A 17,633-nucleotide genomic window follows, 5' to 3' on the forward strand; every position below is an offset into this window, starting at 1 on the left:
GAGTTGCGAGTGATGCAGAGGCGGAATTACCGACTCAGAATGGACGTGTATGAGGAGCCGTTGTCAGTCTTCACCATGTTGATCGCAAAGGCGTCGTACTGGCTCGGGTTGCCCAGCCGGTTAGTGATGTTGGATTCGGTCTGGCCGTCGCCGCCGATAAATTCAACTTTGAGGTTCATCAGTTTCGCGTACTTCTTCAGCAGTGGCTGGTAAGTGGAACCCAGGAAGTTATCTGAAGAGTTGTAGATGTCCAGCCATACCTTCTTTTCCGGTGAGGTCTTGGTCGAAAGCTGCTTGGAAGCATCCGGATAAGTCTTGGTTGGGTTCATGAAATCCTTGTAGTTGTCCGCTGTGACCGGCACGTTCATCGCGTAGTAGGAACGCTCGTTAGCGCGGTATGCGTAGGTGTCCTTGGCCAGAACGTTGCCCGTCTTGTCCTTTGTTTCGATCCCGACACCCTTCTTGGCGCCGTCCAGGGCGTTGCGCAGCACGCGCAGGGTCAGGTAAGCTTGCACGTCGGCGTGCTGACTAACGGTACCGCCGTAGCCTTCGCCAATCGCCGCAACGGCGTCAGAGTTCGCATCGTAGCCGAAGGTTGGCACTTTGTTCTTCTTGGACCACGCGTTGAACATCGCCATGCCCATGCCGTCGTTATTAGAGGCGATAACATCGATCTTGTTGCCCAGACTTGAGGACCAGGTCCCGATCGCGTTACCCGCGGTCGCTGCATCCCAGGTCGCGCCTGAGTTATTCTTCATTTCCTGCGAAGCCAGTTCGCGGATCGTGTATGTCTTACCGCCGACGGTCAGCTTGCTGTCCTTAACAATGCCGGACTTGCCATCCGTGTTCATCCCGGCCGGTGCAGAGTTAATGTCGCCGCTCTTCTTCACGCCGGTCCCTAAGGCCTCACGAACGCCGCGCGTGCGGGCAATCGAGTCGTTGTGGCCAACGTCGCCGATAGCGAGGACATACCCGATGATGCCATCATGATTGCGATCGATTGTTGAAATATTCTTGGTGATGTAGTCCTTGACCATCTTGCCTTGAACTTCGGCCCCTTGCTTGGCGTCAAAGCCGACATAGTACGTGTCTTTGTTGAACTTCAGGGTCGTCATATCCAGTTTGCCGTTGCTCGAGTTCGATGGCTGCCGGTTATAGAAGACGACTGGTTTGTCTTTGTTTGCAACCGTCTTGTCAGAGCCGCCGCCTGATTTAGAGCCGCAAGCGACCAGCAGCAATGATGCCCCCAAAACCAAAGTCAAAGCTCCGAGTGCTTTTTGCTTCTTCATGGTGTAACTTCCTCCCTTTAAGCGCGTCCTGTATGCGCTTTCTTGATTCTCAGTGTACAGGGGCCAGGGCCGCGGGACCATAGAATATTATTGGCTGGACCTAGAATATTTTTGGGAATTTAGTTTAATGAGAAATCTTTTACGTGCCGTTATCACGGCATATCTCCCTTGTCTTACCGACTTGTGGCGGGTTCTTGAACACTTGTTTACTGCCTATATTCCGCGCTTTTTTAGTAAAACAGACAACTCAGGCATTTAAAAAGCCGCCTCCGCTGACCCAAGCGGAGACGGCTCAAATATGAAGAGGAGTGGAACAGAAATGACAAAATCGATCAGCCGCTCAGGCGGCAGCTCCCAAGCGACAGTTGCAGTTTAACCCGGATCAAGCCGCACGGCAAAAATTTCGCCTCGCCAAGGACCGGCCGGGCATGCAACATACCCGGCCAGTTATAATAAGGGAGATGACTGACGGTAAGTAATGCAGGAGGCAAACATGAAACTTGATTTGACGCATTTTACGTACGATGGCACTGGCCCCTTTAGGATTCAGGACTGGGACACCGATATCCCGAAGACTGAGCAGGGGCTCAGTGAAGCTGAAATCCAGACCGAAATCGCCCAAAACGTTGACGACCTCGCACAAGCGCAAAGCAAACTCTACGCACAAAAGCGATACAGCCTGCTGCTGATTTTTCAGGGACTGGATGCCGCGGGCAAGGATGGCATGATTCGCCACGTCATGTCCGGCGTGAACCCGCAGGGCACCACCGTTGTGTCTTTCAAGCAGCCTACCCCTGAGGAACTGGCGCACGACTACCTGTGGCGCACGCGGGTCGCCTTTCCCCAGGCTGGCAACATCACCATTTTCAACCGGTCGCATTACGAAGAAGTCCTCGTCGACCGGGTGCACCCCGAGAATCTGCTGCTCGAACACTTGCCCCACATCGACACTGTCGCAGATGTCACCCCAAAACTCTGGAAACGGCGCTACAAGGATATTCGCCACATGGAAAGCATGGCCAGCCGCGACGGCATCGTGATTGAAAAGTTCTTTCTGCACATGAGCAAAGGCGAGCAGAAGAAGCGGTTCCTCGACCGGATCGAGCAGCCTGACAAAAACTGGAAGTTCTCGGAAGCCGACATTCGCGAACGCCGCTACTGGGACGACTACCAGCAGGCCTATCAGGAAGCCATCGCCGGCACGGCAACCAAAAAAGCCCCTTGGCACATCATCCCCGCAGACAACAAGTGGTTTGGGCGGCTAATCGTGTCTAAACTGATTCTCGCGCGCCTGGCCACCTTGCCTTTGGCCTACCCGACTGTCACGGCCGAGCAAAAAGCCGGCCTGCACGCGGCGCTGGAAGAACTGACCGGCCAAAAGCCCCGGCCAACAACAAAAAACTAGCACTACGACGGTTGCAGCGACTGCTAAGCATCAGCAACTGGTGCCTGGCAGTCGCTGTTTGCTTGTGCTCAACTGATCCAACTGATAGTCACCTGCTGGGAGCGGACATTTTCACGGCGTACGGGCGCAAAAGCCACGCTATGTTTTACTAAAACATGTCATAACAGTCTGCATCATGACCTCGCAGCGCGCATTTTTGACTTAGCGGTCTGCAACAATAACGCGCATAATAAGCGTGAAGTGGTGTTGCCTCTTTGAACACCCAAAAGATGGAGGTATTTGCTGATGAAAGATGCAATTTTTATCAAACCCGGTCACGTAGCCATTGAGGACGTGGCAAAACCAGAAGTTCAGGCACCAGATGACGTGATCTTACACATTGTCCGCACTTGCGTCTGCGGCTCTGATCTATGGGACTACCGCGGCCTCGATAAAGTGCCAGAGCACTCACAAAACGGTGGCCACGAAGCAATTGGCGTGGTCGAGGCAGTCGGCAGCGCCATCACCACAGTGACGCCCGGCGATTTCGTGATTGCGCCGTTCACTCACGGCTGCGGTCACTGTGCCGCCTGCCGCGCAGGCTTTGACGCAAATTGCCTCAGCTATCGAGATAACTTCAGCGAAGGCGCCCAGGCCGAGTACATGCGCTATCAACACGGTGAGTGGGCGTTGGTCAAAATTCCAGGCCAGCCAAGCGACTACAGCGAAGACATGCTGAAGTCACTGCTCAGCCTGGCTGACGTCATGGCGACCGGCTATCACGCCGCGCGCATGGCCACCGTGGGCACTGGTGACACCGTTGTGGTCGTGGGTGATGGCGCCGTCGGCTTGTGCGGCGTCATCGCCGCGCAAATGCGTGGCGCCAAGCGGATCATCGCCATGAGCCGTCACGAGGATCGCCAAAAGCTTGCCGTTGAATTCGGTGCCACCGATATCGTGCCTGAGCGCGGCGACGACGGCGTGGCCAAAGTCATGGCGCTCACGAACGGCGTCGGTGCCGATGCTGTTTTGGAGTGTGTCGGCACCGAACAGGCGGTTGACACAGCCCTCAAGGTTGGCCGGCCAGGCGCACGCGTTGGCCGCGTCGGCATTCCGCACAACTCCGCGATGGATCTAAAGCCCGTCTTCTCACGGAATATCACCGTGACTGGCGGGATTGCTTCGGTCACCACTTACGACAAGGAATTCCTACTGAAGGCAGTTCTCGATGGCACAATTCACCCCGGCAAAGTCTTCACTAAATCGTTCAAGTTAGATGAGATCGAGGCCGCCTACCAGGCCATGGACAAGCGCGAAGCCATTAAGTCGCTGGTCGTTACCGACTGATTGCACGCGTCAGACAAAAAGACAGCTGGTTTCCCCAATCAGGAAAACAGCTGTCTTTTGTTGATTCTAATATGATAACAAGTGGCTTAGGCCTTCGCCAGTGGTGGCTGCAACTGCGGACCAAGGCCGCGCCGGGCAAGGATCCAAGTGTCAGAGTACCACATTTCCGTTTGCTCGCGGCCCGCGGCGTAATCCCACAGATTGTGGCACTCAAACTCAACTACTGTGTTACCCGGGCCAAGGCCGATCCATTCATAACTGCCCTCAACGACTTTGTTGGCGTACTTGGCCCACAAAATCGGAATCGTTACCTTTTTACCAGCAGCGTTAGTATAGCTTCGCGTCTGATTTCCCAGCGTGCGGAGGCGCTCCAGCTGCTGGCGGTAGTCCGGGTTGACATCCTGCCAGATTTTCTCCGCGTGGTCCCACGCTGCGTCCAAGCAGGGAAGCGCCCCAGTCAGCGGCTGGGTCAGCGCATTGTACGTATAAAGGAACCCATCGTCGCGATACACCACGGTGATGTGCTCGCGGCCAATCGCTTCTTGGGGTAACTCCTTCGGCTGGTAACGCCGCATGTGGACACTTTCGCCATCACGCGGCACCAGCTGGTCCTCCACGACCTGATAATTTTCTGGAATTGGCAACTGCGAATAGGTGCGTCCTGCAATAGTTAATGCTGGCATTGAATTGCCTTCTTTCGTTGATTCTCGAAACTGCAACCTAGGAGCAACTCAGCTCCGTAAATCAGTTGTGAGTACAATCATTGTACACCAATTTGAGGGTGATTTCTAAAAGGGCCTGATACTTTCAGGTTACTAACTCGTTGGACGCTCTCAGCAAAAATTTACTTTCAGTCTCACGTGATTGGAGATAATTCACGCCTTTGCCGCAGGTTTATTTTTGAAAATAATGAACTTACTGAACGCATAATTGGCGACCACAATTGCAAATTGCGTCAGCACTTTAGCAAGGCCTTCCCCAAGTTTTAACCAGGTGATAAACAGCGCCATAAAGCCGTAATCGATGCCCAGACTGACCACGCGCGCAAAGACAAACTTAGTCGCCTCCCAAATCAGCTCTCGCACGCTTGCTGTATGGGAATTGAAAACCCCGAGCTTATTGGTCACGAACGCGAAAGCAACTGATAAGACCCACGCAATAAAATTGGCGATCCACCAATGCATACCCGCATGAATCGCGACAGCAAACGTCACAATGTTGACTACGGTGGTGAGCCCACCAAAGAAAATATAGGTCACGACGTCCCACAATCGTCGCTTCTTGAGCCATGCTTGCCCTTGTAATACAAAGTGTTTCACTTTATTTCTCCTCGCCTAGTCTAGCTGAAATCTGCTCGCACTCTATCCTCATCAATCAAACCGCCGAGCCCAGTATCACCGTGATGAGTCCCGCTGCTCATCGTTGGTCTTCTTTTCTTCAACAAAATACAGTGGCCGATTCTTCGACTCCATGAACACTCGCGCCAAGTACTCGCCAAGAATCCCATTAGAAATCAAGATACATCCACCAAGGAAAAGAATCAAAATCACGATGGTAGGGAACCCTGACTGAGTCGGGCCAACAATAATGGTCTTCACAAATAAATAGATCATGTAAAGAAATGCAAAGCCCGACACGATAAAACCCAGAAAGGTGGACAACCGAAGTGGCGCGGTCGTATAAGAAGTGACCCCCTCAGATGCTAAATTGATCAAGTTAAAGAGGCTCCACTTCGACTTGCCGTGCAACCGAGGCGCCGCGTCAAAGTCGATTGCGACTTTGCGAAACCCCACCACGTTGTACAGACCTTTGGTGTACCGCTGCGATTCACGAAGCGCCCTCAGTGCTACCACCACCTTTTTATCCAGCAAGCGAAAATCACCGGCATCCGGTGTTACCGGGGTCCGGGAGATTGCCCCCAACAGGCGATAGAACCACTGCGAAGTCTTGATTTTGAACCAACTTTCACCTTCACGCTTATTACGCTTTGCGTACACATCCTCGTAGCCCAATCGCCAAAGCTTGATCATATCGTTAACTAATACCGGCGGGTGCTGCAGGTCCGCATCCATCATGATCATGGCATCGTGATGAAAATAATCAAAGGCCGCCACCATCGCCGTCTCTTTCCCATAATTGCGGGACAGCGATATATACGAGACGTCCTCATGTTTGTGCGCCAACGCTTTGATAATCTCACCAGTCTGATCCGTGCTGCCATCATTGATAAACAAGACCTCGTGTGCCAGCCCCAATCCGGCAAAATCGATATCAGTCACCACTCGCTGATATAATTCCTCAACGTTATCTGCTTCGTTGTAGCATGGCACTGCAAGCAGTAATCTCTCCATATTCCTCACCCCTACTCTTACTTCTCCAGAATCGCTAATCGCAAACCATCAGCGCCAAAAACCACGCGGGCGCTCATGTGCACTACAGAGCCCCGTCCATTCCGCTCATATACATACCAAACTCACACTGCGCAGATGACTATACGCAGTGTGAGTTCGCCCCAAATGACCCAAACATCTCAATACCTTCGAAAGACGGACCAGCCACGATTTTTCTTAAACGCCCGCCAACTGGGCATGGTAGTGACTTTATCGGCAAACTGCGCATAGCTGTCGGGCTTTAACAACTCATTGACGATGATTTCAGGAAATGGGCTTCCTGACAACTTGGAAATTTCGATTTGATCTTGAACGATTGGGACTAGGTGCACCCGGAGCTTGTCATACCCTGCAAGCTGATCAAAAATGCTGTTATCCGCCGCCAGATAGATTCGATTGTGCTTATCCACATGGTCGGTGAGCCACCAGGCCATCATCGCGGCTTCAGTATTAAAAAGGCGAATTGGAACGGCGTGTTCGTCAAGTAACCACAGCTGCGCCGGTGAATACGTCTGCGAAAATACAGGCCGTCCTTCCTCGGAATACAGGGTCCGACTCATAAGACTGTGGACACTTGCGGCATCCACCGCCACATCGCTCTGCGTGGCATTAGCAACGGCCCCGAACTGTTCGGACATCAGCAGGCAGTGGTGGTGATCGTACGTGTCAACGCGGACAGGTTTCCCATCGGCGTAATAATTGATGGCGGTCACCGTCCCAGCCTCGTCTCGGTCAACCCGATAAACTGGTTGATTTTGGCGATTATTATACACAGTGGCACTACGCGCCATAATCCTCGTAAGGCTCCAACTCGCCGAGGTAACCGTTGAGCGGTAGGGCGGTCATCTCAAGCCCTTTAGTGCGAGCGTGTCCATGCAGTTCCGCAAAAAAATTCTCGTGCACTGCGCTGTCCGCAAAAAAGTGACCTTTATCCCGATAAATCTCAAAATTATCCTCCGCCCGCGGATCTAAGCCGCCAGATAAGACTGGAATCTGTTTGTCGCCAAGGACTGCCTTCACTGCCATCAGATGCGCCGCGCGGTCGGCAGAAATAGTCGGCGCGATGCGATCAAGAAAGTAATAATCCGGAAAGTTGGCGGTCTCTTTGAACGCTGATTTTTGATGAAAAATACCCATGATGCCCTCCTACCGATAATCGAAGTGATGTGGATCAAACAAAGGCGCATTGGCTGCTGCCACCCGTTCCAAACGCCGATTGCGGATACGCCATCCCCAAACCGTGAACGCCTGGACGATCAGCAAAATAATCAGACCGACCCCAGCGGCCAGGCTAACCTTCAGGCCCTGACGCAACTGAGGAAAATCATAAACTAAGTCGACGTGGTGTTTCCCTGCAGAATTCAGATTAATTTTCATCATTTCCAGGTACTTGTGTGCCTTCACAGGCTTCCCGTCGACTGTGACCTGCCACCCGGTGTCATAAGGCAGGGTCATGATCAGCGATTGATGCGCGGCAGCAGCCGTGACGGAACCATCCCAGTGGGTCGTCGTCAGCCGGTGCATGGCTACCGGCTGAGTGGCCATCTTTTTTTGTACAGCCTTAAATACCTCGCCGTAGCCCACGTTGACGTTATATTTAGGCAAATGCGTGATTTTCTTATGCGCCTTTTTTTTCTCAACCATCGTAAAGTCGTGGACCTTTAGTTGCACTTTTAAGGTTTGATTGACTGGAAACGCGCCCAGCGGAATGACCGCGTTCTCATTTTCCGTGCCATCCGTGGTGACCCGCCGGCCATCCACATACACATCAATATCAGGATCAGACTCTGGCAACAGCGTGTAAAGGGAATCAGTCACTAGTTGAAGATAAAGCGGGTGATTCATACCTCCACCAGGAATCGTAAACGCGACAGTCCGCGATTTTAGATTCCGCTCAGTTTCTTTCACCCCGCCGCGGTTTAAATATAGGCCTTTGATTCCCGTAATATCACGATAGACGTAACTGATATTGTATGCATTGGCCATATACAAGTAAGTCGACCACGAGGGCTTGCGGGTTGTCTTATCCGGCGCCACAACGCCCATGTGCTGCGCCGCGGGGTTCTCGTAGATCGTATACCCATTGAGTGTTTTAAGTTTCTTCAGTCCCTGAGTCACCAGCTTACTGCCCCGGTTGGTGACCCCTGAAGGGCCCTCAACCAGATACCTGATGCCGAAGAAATCGTCAGCCGCCCGGGTGGAACCGCCATTATAGGAGGTCCAAGGAGAGCTGTGCAGATAACCCATCTCCTGCATCAAATAGTCGATTGCCCGGGGCTGGCTCGAACTAAAATGAGTCAGCCCATTGAAACCGAACTCCATTGGATCACTCCGGGAACGTTGATAATTCAGTTCCATACGATAAAAGTCACTGGAATCATGTTTTTGAATCCACGCCACCGCAGCATTCGTGTGACGCACCTCGGTTGAATACCTGGCCATGTTGAAATAAGGTTGCTGATGGCCATAGCTCCACACCGTCGCCACTGCCAGATCGCTCAGCCCAATGACCGCAACCAACAATCCGGTGACGCGGCGCCACTTAGGAAAAGAAAAATAGAGTGTCAAGGCTAAGGCCGCGGCAATCATTGCACCGACATTGTAAGTAAACGTCAACGAAGTAAACTGATTAGACCCGTAATCTCCCATCTTGCCAAATATTCTTAGCTGCCTGAACGCCACCATGACCCCGATGAGCACAGTGACCAAGAAGACACGCCGCGTGGCTACCTTACTCAGTCGCATCATTCCTAAGACAAACAGCGCAATCAGAATGAAGAGGAAGGAAAACACAAAGGACCACCGCTGAAGAAACCCAATTGGCTCGTTAAAACCATGCCAGGCAGCGTTTGTGCCATCAAAATACGACTCGGCAATTAATAGAAGGAGAATCCCAGCAGTCGCTGCTCTGATCACCCCTGGTATCTGCTTGGCACACAGGAAAGCCAGCAGTAACCCCATCACGATTACGCCAGTGTATATCATCGGCGCAGAGGCGTTCCAACTGTACTTCGTGTAGGTCATGTTAAAAAAGTTGTTAAAGAGGCGATCGAGGACCCAGCTATTATTGAAATTAAAATGGTAGGGATGAGTGCCTTTTACCCCTTGCAGCGTCTTCAGCGTTGGCCAGATCACGACCCAGGCCAATCCGACCGTGACGAGCGAAATTGCCCCAAAGTAGCCTAACTTCAACATAATCCGCTTGAACGTCCAATTGTGAATACGCCACTCAATCACCATTCTGAGAATAAAATAGTGAACGAGGAACAGCGCGACCATGTAGCCGATGTAGTAGTTGATGATTAAAGACAGACCGAGCATCACAGCGTAGAATGCCCAGCGAGTATGCTCAATGTAGCGCTCCACACCGAGAACCACTAATGGCAGCAAAATGACCGTATCCTGCCACATCAGATCCATTGAAAAGTGCAGCATCCAGCCGGAAAAGCCCCAGGATATCGCCAGTAAAATCTGCAGTGGCACACCCACCTGCAGCTGATAGCGGCGAATGAAGTAACGAACTAAGACAAGCATAGACACTGATGCGGCCGCATTTTTAGCCACGGCGATCCAAGCGAGCGCAATCGGCAACTGCGAGTATGGAAACATGAAAATAATGATATTAAATGGGCTCATCAGATAGTAAGTCATCAGCCCAAACATGTTGCCGCCAAGCGTCATATTGTTTGAGTACAGAAAATGCTGCCAGTCGCCAAAATTGCGCTTCAGGTAACTGAAATAGCTGACGTACTGCTGATTCATGTCCATTCGCAGAATCGTATGCGGCCCAAAAGGTGCAATTCCATTCAACTTTAACCCGATAATTGCGATTCCCGCCGCGATCAAGGCTACCAGCGCGTACAGGCCTGTGCGCGCAAGCACATTTTTCGTCACTCTCATGATTTACTCCCCACCAATGCCCTGTTTATAAATACTGCACTATTTTGAAATACTGTGCCAAGTCGCGTTTTCCCCCTGCGCCTGTTAGTCAGACGCAAACGCGCATGGCACCACGCCCACAAATAACGAGCGTGCCTGGTCAACAGCCCGGCCGATCGCCGCCATCACTGACTGGCCAAAATACCGAGTCCAGTCAGCAACCGCCGCCAGCCTTTTTGAAGCTGTGCGTCGGCCGCCCCTTCATCAAACACTTTGGCCTGCGGAAAGTTTGGTCGGAATTGTCGCGTTAACACTAGATCCGTCGGCTGTGGCGTAACCGCCATCGCAGCATCCGCTAAATCATAACCACGTTGGATCGTCACCGGTAGCTGCGCAACAATGGCCTGATACTCAGGCTGCTCGGCCACAACCAAGTCTCCCGAGCGGACAAATGCCATTAACATGGCAGTCGCAAAATCATCGAAACTATCATAACTTTGTTGCCTAGCCAAAACGCTGGTGCGCACAATCTCCCCGAATTCCTGAACGATTGCAATGTTGCCTGCCGGCGTCAGATAGTCTACTTCGTCCAACCGTTTGCTGGTATACCGCAGGACTTGGCTCTTAAACCCTCGTGGATCATAAATCTCAGACCGTTCAACTTGATCGGCAGCGTCATAGAAATTCACTACGCGAACCTCGTCACCGTCGCCGAGGTCGACCGTTGCGTACCGCCGACCATCCTTTAGATACGTCAATCGACCATCACGTGCTTGCCGATCGGCATCATCCAACTCATGATAATCAGCGAGCCGCAGGGGCTGAATTGGCAGATTTCCTACCTCCTGCAGCCGATCAAAGACCGCAATGACCTGCCCTTCGGCGACCCCACAGGTCTGCGCTGCCTCTAGCCATTCAGGGGCATACCCAACCGCGACGATTTTTGCCTGAATGCCCAGACTGGAAAAGACTTTGACCCGTTCATACAGCACCTCGTCAAGGGCTGAAGGGGGATTCTTCAAGATACCGGTGACAAAATACGCAACCATTCGCGTGACCTCCAATTGCTGGAACACCTAACTGATAGTCCGGACAACAAATGCCCAATGAAGCAGTAACCCATTTCATTCACAACATCTTGGGCCAACTCACCAAAGCCCTCGCGTGATTCTTGACGATTACCCAAGTGCCTTCGCCCACTCGGTTATAATGGTTTCCTGCTCCTCACTGAACTCGTCAATGACCACGCGACTTTTTGCCTGGCTAGGGCTCTTTCGAACCCAGCCAAGTTGCCCCGGCTGGTAATAGAACTTCCGCACTGAAATATTCTTTAACAAATCAAGCGCGATCTGCTCACTAGACACTATGTTTTCTGCGCTCCGTAGCGCCTGCTCGCAGCGATGGCGCTGCCAGGTTCGGAAGGTTGAAAAAGTCTCCCCACTGTCAGGCTCGCGGACCAATTCAACTCTACCCGTAGCGCCATAAGTGAGCTCGAGTCTCACCTCACCGTGCGGAGTGAGATACTCTTCAGCTACCAGCCGATTGGCATAACGAACCTGTCGGCGCGATAGAAAACCACGGGCATCGTACTGATCAACTTCCAGTGTGGCCCCGCCAGTCCCCACAAAAGTCACTGTGTCCACACCGCCATTTTCAAAAAGATGCACGCCGGCAATCACCCTATCGCCATCCGTATACTCATATAGACGTCTTTGTGCCGAAGCAGTCCGCCGATCATAAAGACCGAGCACGCCATCCAGGTTCTGCAAGGAAAACAGTCTGGGTGCGACTGCAGCGGCCTGCTGGACCTGATCGAACAACCCCGTCACGCGATTGCGTTGACTGTCGGGCACAATACCAGCCCAAACAGGGGAATAGTCAGTCAGGTAAAGCCTAGCGTACCGGTGCAAGGCGTTGAAAACATCAAGGCGCGCCAATGCAGCCTTCTCGCTTGGCTCAGCTGGTGAATCGAGCGTCGTTTCGACAAAATAATCCATCTCTCGGCCTTATTCCTTTCCGTAAAAGATTGCGGATTGTGTTTTCACGTGCCGCCAGTAGCCAAATACCGTCTCAGCATCATAACGCCGAGAATCCCGGTAGGCCCCCTCAGAATATTGCTGCCAAGTTGCCGCGTCGTTGAGCCACGTCAGGGCCAGCTCAGCGGCATTTTGACGGGCCCCCACTGGGACAATGGCACCATTTTCTCCGGGGATAATAAACTCACGCGGCCCGTACTTGAAATCGTATGAGATAACAGGAACGCCGTGTGATTGTGCCTCCGCCAGAGCCAGTACCGTCCCCTCAACCCGGCTTGTGAGAATCATCAGCTGCGCTTGGTCATAGGCCTGCCCAATATTATCTGAGAACCCCCGCATTTTGACGACCTGCGTCAAGTGCAATTGTTGAATCAAAAACTCGATTTTCGCTTGATAGTCTCGGTCTTGAACCAAGCCCCAGATATCCAAGGTGACATCCGCCCGCTGTTGATGAATCAGCGCAATAATCTGCACCAATTCCTCGAGATTTTTCTGCCGATCAATTCTCGCCACCGCAACGATCTTGCCAGGGGTCCGCTGCTTCAACGAAACATGCGGAGCACTCAATCTTTCTTGGGTAATCACCACGGCCGGAACCTTGAAGAATTTAGATCTTGGCAAAGTGCGGGTCACATCGGCCAGTTGCTGATCAGTCAACACGATGCCGCCTTGCCATAAATCTAAATTGTTGAGTGCTTGACGGTAACTTTCATTCCAGCGCGTGGAGGCCGGGTCACTGCGAAGATTTTGGGCATGCACATTATGCAGGTGAAAAAGCTTGAACGCATTGGTCGTCATGTGCTCCAACGCCCACCCATTCTTTCGCGTTCGGTCAGAGACAAAAACATTTCGTTCTGTTGTCAGATTGAGCTTGTCGAAAAAGTAACGTCGCAGCGTCTGTTCCCCGCTGAGTTGAATGAGTCGTCCGTCCGGTTCAAAGACCTGAATGGCCGCAATAGACGAATCCCGGGAATTACTTATGAACACACGTAAACACAATCGCCCAGCCGGCGAAAGATAATCACGGTGAGTCATCTGCTGGTTCTCATCGTAAAAGCGGCGAACCCCAACGAATCCTCTTGAATCAAATTCTTCTTCGATGCGGTAGCGTCCTTTGGCATCGTAATAGCGGATCAGTTGAACCTGTTCCGACAGTGATTTGTGATAAATGGTTTCCACCAGTTGATTACCATCGTAATAGTCGACCTCGTTGGGACTCAGCCTGCGACGGACATGAGGGGAAGCCACCCCCAAACTGGCCAACGTGACGCGTGCATGGTAGTCAAAGGGGATTCCACAAACAAAGTCGAGCAAATTCACGTAACTAGAGGCGTTTAGGCCATATTTTACCGCCGTTTCTGCACGATTCATCTGCCTGTCTGCAGTGACAAGTTTTGCCGGCTCGCCAAATTGAGCAAAAAGTTTCAGTCTTTTGAGCTGAGCGCTTTCTATCCCAGTGATCTGAGTACCCAGCGTGTTACCAATAAAGTAGAACATACGACCCTCCAGGATATAATTGCCTATCGTTCCGTTGCCTCCAGGCAATGTGGCTGTTTTTTGTTTCAGTCTATGCCCTTAAAGGCGACACCCGCTGCAAGTAATTCGAAAAGGCTGATGGTTCGGCGTTCCAGGGTGCTGCCGGCGCTTGATCCTGGTCGCGCTGTTTGTTGACGAAAGCAAGCACTTGCGGCCATTCAGGGGCATTCTGAGCGGTTAGTTCAGCCATCTGCGCCACCATGGCTGAATCATGTCCGGCCTGAGAATAGAAACGAACGATGGTAGTGGCAAGGGCCTGAATATAATGCTCTGGCGCAAGCGTTCGCAATCTGAACAAGTAGCGCGTCATCATACGAATCCAATCCAGCTGCAGTTTTTCAGGAGCCGGGTGCAACACTACATCCGAAACCGTTCGGCCAAGAAACTGCACAGTCACCGCGCTGTCCAAGCTTAGTGCCGATTGGGCGACGGCATCGATCAGCTGCGCAACGAGTGTCTCAGTGTACGCGCCAAAGTCTTCAAATTTGATCTGACTTTGCATCATCAATGCGCGGTTGATGAAGCGACCACCCAGAAAGTGTGAGGCAGACTCGACCCGATAGCTAAAGCTGCGATCTGGGTTCATTTCCTGGTGCATCAACAGTCCAGAGACCACCTGGGCTTCAGGATGCGCCGACGCCGTGGCAAAGAACTGTTGGAGTACATCAATCGAATTGAACTGCATATTAGGCCCCATGAAGGCCACATAAGTGCCCGTAGCCAGCATCACGCCCTGCTCAAAAGCAAATGGCCAGGACCAGATTTTCGCCGGTTTAATGTACCGAAACTTTAGGTGATTGAAGACGCGCAGGGGCTCCAAATCATCTAGCTGATAGCGACCGTTATCAATCAGTAGGACCTCAACTTGGCTAAAATCTACGCCCAGCTGATTGTTGATCGACGAAAGTGGTACCACTAGGTCCTCTACATTCGCTGATTCGATGGCAATGATGATGCTCAACGTCTTGTTCATGTCTGCTCCTCCAAAAAGTCTAGATAATCGTCAATATCAGATGATTTAAGGTTCTGTGCTTGTGCCTTATCGATTGCAAGGCGGCGGACCAGTGCATGTGCATCATGAAGCTGCCACCACTGGCGATTCTCTGCCATCAACTTGCGCACCTCATCCTTCAACGCAGCTAAATCACTCGGCGGATACTTTTTTGCGTGGACATAAAGGCCGCTGATCAGCTCATAGAAGTCATGTCCCCAGCGATCAGCCGCATGGGACTGTATGAACTGAAGCCGATAGCGTCCAGATTGCAGCCATGCGGCATCATTGAATGCCATCGAAAAATGATCTCGGCGGCCTGTAGATTGCCAATTTAAGCGCCAGACATATGCCGGCCGAGTCAACCGAGTGATGCTAGTAGTCAAATCCAAAGCCAGGCTAGTAAAGTAAACATCTTCGTAAACTCGAAGCGAAGGGTGAAAGGTTAAGCCTATTCTTTTCAAATAACCCATGCGAAATGCTTTAGCGTACACCGCCGAGTGGTCGGAGGCGGCGTGAAGCGTATAGTCTACGCCCTCACCAGCCCTTGACTCGCCCCAAAACGGCGCGACAATCACGTCCGGAGACGCCCGACTGGCCTTAAAAAAATCATGAAGAACAATCGGGCTGGCCAGCATGTCGTCTGCATCCAAAAACATTGCATATGCCCCATGGGCGTGATTCAGCCCCGTTTGGCGGGCAACACCGGCACCCCTGCTCTCCGTCATTAGATATTCACGAAGCGGCCACCGCTCCGTGATACCTTCACTCAACGCTGGCCCGCCATCATTGACAGCGATTACTTCGAGTTGGTTTAAGTCTACACCTATCTGTGTAAAGACAGAAGACAGTGCACGTTCAAAATCCGTTCCATAATTCAAGTTATATGGAATGATCAAACTTAACCATGGACTAGTCATTTTGCACCTCACGGAGGAACGCTTCCCGCAGGAGATGATCCTGATCTTTCATATACTCATCGAGGCCGTCCGCGGACTGCCCAGCGTACGATTCGCCAGGCTGCCGAAAACGAGCAACAAGATCACGTATTTGCTGTTCTCCCTCATTAGTCCAAAGTGTTCGGTTTTCCACTAGTAACGCGGTCTGCTCCTCGGCAAATTTCACTGGGTCAGCAGGGGTGTGCTGGTTCTGGCGGTAATACAAATCGGCCATATAGCGATAGAAGTCTCTTGGCCAGACGCTCGGCTTTTTTTGACGTAGTACAGCCAAACTGTAGCGATTAGAGCGCGCCCAAACGTGCAATTGATGATCAAATGAGTGGCCATTCTTACGGACTGTTGAGTTCGGATTCCATAACCAGACGTAAACCGATTGATCAAGATAATAGATATTCTGGGCAAGCTCGCAGGCAGAGCCGACAAAATAGGTATCCTCAAAAATACGTAAATCTGGGTGCCATCGCAACCCAACGCGTGTGAGATAGTCTCGTTGGTATAACTTCCCGTACGCAGCCTTCCAGTCACGTTTGGCAGAAAGCACATAATTGAAGCCTTGGCGGCCTCGTTGCTGCTTCGTGTAGCGCGCCACCACAAGGTCATAATCTTGCACCGAGATAGGCGCCATCAAATGCTTCAGCGCAAACACATCAATTAGTTCATCGTCAGCGTCGATAAACATAATGTAACGCCCTGTGGTGTGGTCAATGCCTGCTTGCCGGGCTACCCCTGCGCCGCGACTTGGTTCGTAATTGAGCTGCCGCACCAATAAATCTTTGGGGGAGGGAAAAAGTGCATTGGGTAACGGGGCCACGCCATCACCCACTAGCAAAACCTCAATATCGTTAAATGAAACCCCTACTTGCATTGTGACACTGGCAAAAGCACGCCTAATTTGCGCGTATGTTTCACTATGATAAGGAATAATAATCGAAACCTTTTTCATCTGTAATTACCTCTTCACCATACATAGAGAACAAGCTGACCACCCCAGATTAACCGAGGCAACCAGCTTGTTCAAGGCTCGCATTTATTAAACTTAGTACAGCCTATCGTCTTTTGCGTTGCGGCGTTTCTTGGCTAACTCGAATGCTGCCAAAGCGTCCAAAACCGTTAAGCCAACACCCGCAAGAACAATGTTTCCATTCTCTGTTTCGCCAGTCTTTGGTAAAGTCTGTGAACCGGAAATGCCCCCGTTGCCAAGTGCATACGATTCTTTTTGACCAACGCCTGGAAGTGAGGCAGGACCCTCAGTCAGGATTGTTGAGTTGCCCTCTGACCCTCGAGAGGCATCTCCACTCGGCACAGCATGTGTCGAGACATTCGGCGTACCTGTCAAATCACCTGTTGGATCACCTGTAGGATTCCCAGTTGGATCACCTGTTGGGTCACCTGTTGGATCGCCTGTTGGATCGCCTGTAGGATTCCCAGTTGGGTCACCTGTAGGATTCCCAGTTGGATCCCCTGTTGGATCACCTGTAGGATTCCCAGTTGGATCCCCTGTTGGATCCCCTGTAGGATTCCCAGTTGGGTCACCGGTTGGATCACCTGTAGGATTCCCAGTTGGGTCACCGGTTGGATCGCCTTTAGGATTCCCAGTTGGATCGCCGGTTGGATCACCTGTTGGGTCTTTAGACTCTGACTCCTGGTAAACCGGTTCTGCTACGACGCTAATCGTGTACTCACGAATACCATCGGCAGGTATACCAACTTGACTAGCATTACTTGGTAAGCCATTGTCGCCGGTCGTGCCTTTGTCGCCAGTCGTACCCTTGTCGCCGGTTGCGCCCTTGTCGCCGGTTGCGCCCTTGTCGCCGGTCGTACC

At 51.9% G+C, this 17,633-nt stretch carries 16 protein-coding genes; 2 read left to right on the top strand and 14 right to left on the bottom strand.

Features of this window, described 5'->3' with window-relative positions:
* Window positions 1-26: 26 nt before the first annotated feature.
* A complete protein-coding gene (locus FC75_RS02860; RefSeq protein ID WP_054663226.1) occupies window positions 27-1,289 on the bottom strand; it encodes a substrate-binding domain-containing protein in 1,263 nt (420 codons plus the stop codon).
* Window positions 1,290-1,782: 493 nt separating this feature from the next.
* Here FC75_RS02860 and FC75_RS02865 point away from each other — a divergent pair, with 493 nt between their 5' ends.
* Window positions 1,783-2,694, top strand: a complete 912-nt coding sequence (locus FC75_RS02865) for a polyphosphate kinase 2 family protein (RefSeq protein WP_056989072.1) — start codon at window positions 1,783-1,785, stop codon at window positions 2,692-2,694.
* 285 nt (window positions 2,695-2,979) lie between these two features.
* The gene (locus FC75_RS02870) at window positions 2,980-4,020 is read left to right on the top strand and encodes a zinc-binding dehydrogenase (RefSeq protein ID WP_056989073.1); all 1,041 of its coding nucleotides are present in this window, start codon (window positions 2,980-2,982) and stop codon (window positions 4,018-4,020) included.
* An 86-nt stretch (window positions 4,021-4,106) separates the two neighbouring features.
* Here the strand turns inward: FC75_RS02870 and FC75_RS02875 are convergent, their stop codons facing one another.
* From FC75_RS02875 to FC75_RS12610, 13 genes are all read right to left on the bottom strand, one after another.
* Window positions 4,107-4,703 (bottom strand): hypothetical protein, encoded by a 597-nt coding sequence (locus FC75_RS02875; protein WP_054663223.1) that lies wholly within the window; start codon window positions 4,701-4,703, stop codon window positions 4,107-4,109.
* Between the two features lie 192 nt (window positions 4,704-4,895).
* Window positions 4,896-5,339: a GtrA family protein gene (locus tag FC75_RS02880; protein ID WP_054663220.1), complete on the bottom strand. Its 444-nt coding sequence runs from the start codon at window positions 5,337-5,339 to the stop codon at window positions 4,896-4,898.
* A 75-nt stretch (window positions 5,340-5,414) separates the two neighbouring features.
* Entirely contained in the window at window positions 5,415-6,371 is a 957-nt protein-coding gene (locus tag FC75_RS02885; protein ID WP_054663216.1) for a glycosyltransferase family 2 protein, read from the bottom strand.
* A 179-nt stretch (window positions 6,372-6,550) separates the two neighbouring features.
* Entirely contained in the window at window positions 6,551-7,123 is a 573-nt protein-coding gene (locus FC75_RS02890; RefSeq protein WP_156314335.1) for a hypothetical protein, read from the bottom strand.
* 67 nt (window positions 7,124-7,190) lie between these two features.
* On the bottom strand, window positions 7,191-7,547 hold the full coding sequence (locus tag FC75_RS02895) for a hypothetical protein (RefSeq protein ID WP_056989074.1): 357 nt from the start codon (window positions 7,545-7,547) through the stop codon (window positions 7,191-7,193).
* A gap of 9 nt (window positions 7,548-7,556) precedes the next feature.
* Window positions 7,557-10,310 (bottom strand): YfhO family protein, encoded by a 2,754-nt coding sequence (locus FC75_RS02900; RefSeq protein WP_056989075.1) that lies wholly within the window; start codon window positions 10,308-10,310, stop codon window positions 7,557-7,559.
* A 164-nt stretch (window positions 10,311-10,474) separates the two neighbouring features.
* A complete protein-coding gene (gene asp1, locus FC75_RS02905) occupies window positions 10,475-11,338 on the bottom strand; it encodes an accessory Sec system glycosyltransferase Asp1 (RefSeq protein WP_056989076.1) in 864 nt (287 codons plus the stop codon).
* A gap of 129 nt (window positions 11,339-11,467) precedes the next feature.
* A complete protein-coding gene (locus tag FC75_RS02910) occupies window positions 11,468-12,286 on the bottom strand; it encodes a hypothetical protein (RefSeq protein ID WP_054663191.1) in 819 nt (272 codons plus the stop codon).
* A 9-nt stretch (window positions 12,287-12,295) separates the two neighbouring features.
* A complete protein-coding gene (locus tag FC75_RS02915) occupies window positions 12,296-13,822 on the bottom strand; it encodes a glycosyltransferase (RefSeq protein ID WP_056989077.1) in 1,527 nt (508 codons plus the stop codon).
* Between the two features lie 70 nt (window positions 13,823-13,892).
* Window positions 13,893-14,834 carry a glycosyltransferase family A protein gene (locus FC75_RS02920; protein ID WP_056989078.1) on the bottom strand — a complete coding sequence of 314 codons (942 nt, stop codon included), beginning with the start codon at window positions 14,832-14,834 and terminating at the stop codon, window positions 13,893-13,895.
* Window positions 14,831-15,751, bottom strand: a complete 921-nt coding sequence (locus tag FC75_RS02925) for a glycosyltransferase family 2 protein (protein WP_162261092.1) — start codon at window positions 15,749-15,751, stop codon at window positions 14,831-14,833. Before FC75_RS02925 ends, FC75_RS02920 begins: the two co-directional genes overlap by 4 nt.
* Before the next feature lie 13 nt (window positions 15,752-15,764).
* Entirely contained in the window at window positions 15,765-16,754 is a 990-nt protein-coding gene (locus FC75_RS02930) for a glycosyltransferase family 2 protein (RefSeq protein ID WP_056989080.1), read from the bottom strand.
* 93 nt (window positions 16,755-16,847) lie between these two features.
* A partial coding sequence (locus FC75_RS12610) for an LPXTG cell wall anchor domain-containing protein (RefSeq protein WP_156403562.1) occupies window positions 16,848-17,633 on the bottom strand: 786 nt, incomplete at its 5' end.

Source organism: Lacticaseibacillus camelliae DSM 22697 = JCM 13995 (genome assembly GCF_001436615.1).
GTDB classification, from domain to species: Bacteria; Bacillota; Bacilli; order Lactobacillales; family Lactobacillaceae; genus Lacticaseibacillus; species Lacticaseibacillus camelliae.